Here is a 5466-nt window from a genome sequence, read left to right as displayed (position 1 = left end):
GATGCTATTACAAGTGGTACAGTAGTCAAAGCAGAAGGAACATATACATTAATCGTAACTTCTGAATCTGGTATTGAAATAACATTGAAATTTACTATTGATAAATCAGCACCAGTAGTAAGTGGCGTGAAAAACAATGCTTACTATAATAAAGATGTAACGATTACCTTTGATAAAGGTACTGCTACATTAAATGGTAAAGATTTCACAAGTGGTACAGTAGTTACAGCAGAAGGAACATACACATTAGTCGTAACCTCTGAATCTGGTATTGGGACAACAGTACACTTTACTATTGACAAAACTGCACCAGTAGTAAGTGGAGTGAAAGACAATACTTACTATAATAAAGATGTAACGATTACATTTGATAAAGGTACTGCGACATTAAATGGCAAAGACTTTACAAGTGGTACAACAGTCAAGGCAGAAGGAACATATACATTAGTCGTAACATCTGAATCTGGTAATGTAACAACAGTGAACTTCACTATTGATAAAACAGCACCAGTAGTAAGTGGCGTGAAAAACAATGCTTACTATAATAAAGATGTAACGATTACATTTGATAAAGGAACAGCGACATTAAATGGCAAAGCCTTCACAAATGGTACAGTAGTTAAAGCAGAAGGAACATATACATTAGTAGTAACCTCTCAATCTGGTAATGTAACAACAGTGAACTTTACTATTGATAAAACCGCACCGGTAGTAAGTGGCGTGAAAAACAATGCATACTATAATAAAAATGTAACTGTTAAATTCGATAAAGGAACAGCGACATTAAATGGTAAAGCATTTACAAGTGGTACAGTAGTCAAAGCTGATGGAACATATACATTAGTAGTAACATCTAAAGCTGGTATTAAAACAACAGTGAAGTTTACTATTGATCAAAAAGCTCCAAAGGCACCAACAGTACAACAAGTTTCAGATAAGTCTACAACAGTAACAGGAAAAACAGAAGCAAATGCAGTAGTGAAGCTTTACATTGCTGGAAAGCTTACACAAACTGTAACTGCCGACAAATCTGGAAACTACAGCTTTACAATTAAGAAACAAAAGGCTGGAACACAAATTAAAGTTACTGCAACTGATAAAGCTGGGAATGTGAGCAAAGCTACAACTGTTAAAGTAGTAGATAAAACACCACCGGCAAAACCTTCAGTAGATAAGGTAACATCTAAATCAACTTATGTATCCGGAAAAGCTGAAAAAGGTGCAACTGTCTACGTTTACAACGGCAAAAAACTACTTGGCAAAGGTACTGTAAACAGCAAAGGAGCTTATAAAATCAAAATAAAAGCTCAGAAAAAAGGTACAACCTTAACAGTATATGCAGTAGACAAAGCAAAAAATAAGAGTAAAACAGCAAGCGTTAAAGTAAAATAAATATGAAACAGGGGGACGGTTCTTGCGTTCCCCTTTTCTTATAAACATGGTCAAGGTTCTATTAAGGGACAATTGGAAACTTTGCACAAAATAGCACACAACTAGTGGAGTTTAACTGTAAGCCAGAAATATAAAAATAAGCGCACCTTATCGGTACGCATTACAAATAGCCGTATATTATGAATTTTTTAGTCATATATACGGCTTATTTCATTGTTTTCTACATTTTGCCTGAATCATTTTTGAACAGGGCATGTATTGATCTAAAATTTCAGATTTTTGATAGATAACTAGATTCGGTAAGTACGTCAAAAGCTTTTTTATGTATTCGTAGAAATCAATGCAATTACTTTTGGGTGTTTCCCCCGATAATAAAACAAATGGCCTTTACTCTTGCTCCAGCTTTTCCTTACCCAAAACATTTGGACGGAGGGCATTTTTCTGCAGGGTTAAACTCTATCATACTTATAATCTATAAACAACGTTTGCAAGTTAGTAAATGGTGTTTTTAATAGTGAAAAAAATAAGGTCCTGTAGAGAATTCTCTACGAGACTTTTTTGCATTTAACAAAATACTACATATTAATACATTTTTTACAGTTCAATTATAAAGAATGACAAAACATTATATTTTTCTAACTTTTTTGAAGTATTTTATTACATTGTATAGTATAATAATATCCGTAATTCAAAATACTTTGGATTATCTGAAAATAATCTGTTTTTTTATATGGGGGTGAAAGATTAGGGGTAGATTTATTTAAGCTTTTCAATTTAGAAAGAGAAAAAGTAGAGAGGGGAAATCTGATTGAGAACAAGAAACTATCGAAAAATATTTAGTAGTTTACTAGCATTAACCATTGTTTTCACTATGCTATTTCCATTGTATGGTTCTGCAGCAACAAATAATGTGCCAGTAAAGAGCAATGTTAAAATGGATAGTGGAACACTAGATCAAATGAAGGAAATTATTGATCAAGAGAAGGCTAATTTACTTAAAAAACCCGAACTACATCCTGATTTACAAAACTTGACAGGCGATAAAGAGGTATCCGTAATTGTTGGAATGACAGAATACCCAGTTGCTTTGGCAAAAGGTATTAATAAAATTGCTGGAAAATCTTTTTCCACTAAGATGGAGCAGACAGCACGTCAAAATGTTGTTAACCAACAACAGACATTTGTAAATGCTCTAGGTACAAAAGGCATTAATGCCAAGCTTGGCTTCCGTTATAATGAAGTTTTCAATGGTATCGCAATGAAAGTGAAAGCGAGCCAATTAAAAGATTTACTTTCCATTCCAGGAGTACAATTTGTAGAGCCAGATATTGAAATGAAAGCTTTTGGAGAACCATCAGGTGATGGTGGTGATTTATCCGCCGATGGAATGTTGAACACGGACAACCCATACCTAAATGTACCAGATGTATGGAAATTAGGGTATCAAGGACAAGGGGTAAAAGTAGGAGTTATTGATACAGGGATTGACTACTTACACCCAGAGTTAAAAGATGTCTATAAAGGTGGACATAATTTCATCGATCAATCGAGCTCAAAAGATTATACTCGTACTAGAGACTACGATGATCCGTATGAAACTTCACCAGTAGAACGTCCAGCTGGAAAAGCGGAATTTGATGCAAAAACTGGTGAACCTTTTTACACGGAACACGGAACACACGTTGCGGGAACAATTGCCGCACAGGGCAAGAAAGTTATAGGTATTGCACCGAAAGTAGAATTGTATGCCTATAGAGCATTAGGTGCATACGGAAGTGGATCCAATTCCGGTATCATAAAAGCTATCGATACAGCAGTACAGGAAAAGATGGACATTATTAACTTATCACTAGGTAGCGCTACTAATAGCCAAGTATCATCTGATGCGATTGCTATTAATAATGCAATGCTTGCTGGTACAACAGCTGTTGTTGCAACTGGTAACGACGGTCCAAACAGAGGAACAATCGGAAGCCCTTCTACTGCGGCATTTGCTATTTCTGTTGCAAACTCTACTGTTCCTGAAACAACGAAAAAAGCAACTGTAAAAATTGAAGGTGGTACGTATTCAAAAGAATCCGTCCTTGATATGATGGCTTGGAAATCTGGACAGGATCCTGCTAGTGTGCTTACTGGTAGTTTTGACTTAGTACCAGTACCAGGTGTTGGATCAGCAGATAATTATAAAGATCTAGATGTTACAGACAAGGTTGCACTTGTTTCTCGTGGAGATATTGCTTATGTGGATAAATTGGCAGCAGCAAAAGCAGCAGGAGCCAAAGGGATTATTATTTATAATTCTGCAACAGGTTCTGGAAACCCGGGGCCACCTGATAATGCCTTTTTAGGAGATTCATTTACGTTCATCCCATCATTCTCCATGTCATATACAGATGGAAATGCACTAGTCGCTGCATTGGGTGGAAAATCAGGTAAGGTAACATTCAGTAACTATACAACTGGCCAGACTACTGGGGATGACGTGAATGATTCCAGTTCCCGTGGTCCAGCAAATCCTAATTATGATTTAAAGCCAGATATTACAGCACCAGGAACAAATATTATGTCGTCCGTTCCAGCTTATGGGAAGGATTATCCAGATGCATCATATGATGAGGCATATGATCGTTTTACTGGTACAAGTATGGCTACACCGCATGTCGCAGGTATTGCAGCATTACTTAAATCACAACATCCAAATTGGTCTCCATTCGATATTAAAGTAGCAATCTCTAACACTGCGAAACAACTTGACACGAAAAAATATGATGTCTTTGCCCAAGGACCTGGACTTGTTCAGCCGCTTCAAGCTGCAACAACAGAAGCGTTGGCATATTCATATGACAAAACAACTTATGATAGTACCCATACCAATATTGATAATATCAAAGGAACAATTACTTTCGGAAACGTTGCAACAGGTAGTGAAGTAACCATTACTAAAGATGTTAAAGTGAAAAACCTAACTGGTAATGCAAGTGATTATGATGTTACAGTTGAAACGACAAAGGCAGCGACCGGTACACTAGCAGGTGCGAACGTTACGGTTGACATGTCAAGCTTTACGCTACCAGGTTCTGGTGAGCAAGCATTGAAGGTAACTTTAACTGTTCCAAAAGGGACTGGAACTACTGGTAATGAGTTATTAGGATACATTCACATTAACAATAAAAATGGTAAAACAAAATTAATTTTACCATTTGCTGCTAACTTTTCTCCGCCAACAGGATTAAAGAGCTTTACAATTGATAGCAATGATATTTCGCCAAATGGAGATGGCAAATTAGATAGTACTACAGTTCGTTATGAGTTCTATAATAGTCAAAAGAACACCATTATTGAACTTTGGGATCCAACACAAGAAGATGTCGATTTTGGATATATAGTAGGGGTTTCTTCAACATCAACTGGAGCAAAAACAGCTAAGTTTGATGGAACCTACACGGATTGGAATACTGGTAAAAAAGTGAAAGCACCAGATGGAGTATATGTGCTCTCGATATATACTTATACTACCGATAAACAAGGAAACATAACCTCTGTAGATGTTGCACCGGTAGATCTATATCCAATTTTTATTAAATCGTCAGTACCGAAAATTGTAACAGAAGATAGCTATTCAGCTACAAGTCCAAGCTTTGAACTTTCAGGTAGTATTGTTGACAAGTATATCGATTTGGCTCCTGCAGTAGTTGAAGCGGTAGATGAAGATTTCGATGTCAATTCAAAATTACATGCAAAGTATGAACTAACAAATAGCAAAGGTGAAAAGCAAGAAGGTACTACCCCGATTACTTTAGATCAAGATGGGACATTTAAAGCATCCATCAATGGATTAACAGTAGGGGAGAATACAGTAAAGCTTACGGTTGATGACGCGGGACAAAACTCTGCAGTGAAAGAAATTGTTATCAATGTAACAGATGAAACTTCACCTGTCACAACAGCGACGGTTACTGGAACTGAAGGCGAAAATGGCTGGTATACTTCTGATGTTTCAGTTGAACTTTCTGCAACTGATGATTTATCTGACGTACAATCAACACAATACAGAGTGAATGATGGTGAATGGAA

Annotated in this window: 2 protein-coding genes; both read left to right on the top strand. The window is 36.5% G+C overall.

Translation table 11 applies throughout. From position 1 onward, the window contains the following. The coding region (locus AC3WJF_RS22915) for an Ig-like domain-containing protein (protein ID WP_492456392.1) at positions 1-1392 on the top strand (1392 nt) is incomplete at its 5' end. An 808-nt stretch (positions 1393-2200) separates the two neighbouring features. Further along, a partial coding sequence (locus AC3WJF_RS22910) for a S8 family serine peptidase (RefSeq protein WP_492456390.1) occupies positions 2201-5466 on the top strand: 3266 nt, incomplete at its 3' end.

The organism is Heyndrickxia sp. FW510-T9 (assembly GCF_058781025.1).
This window is presented reverse-complemented; position numbering and strand designations above follow the sequence as displayed.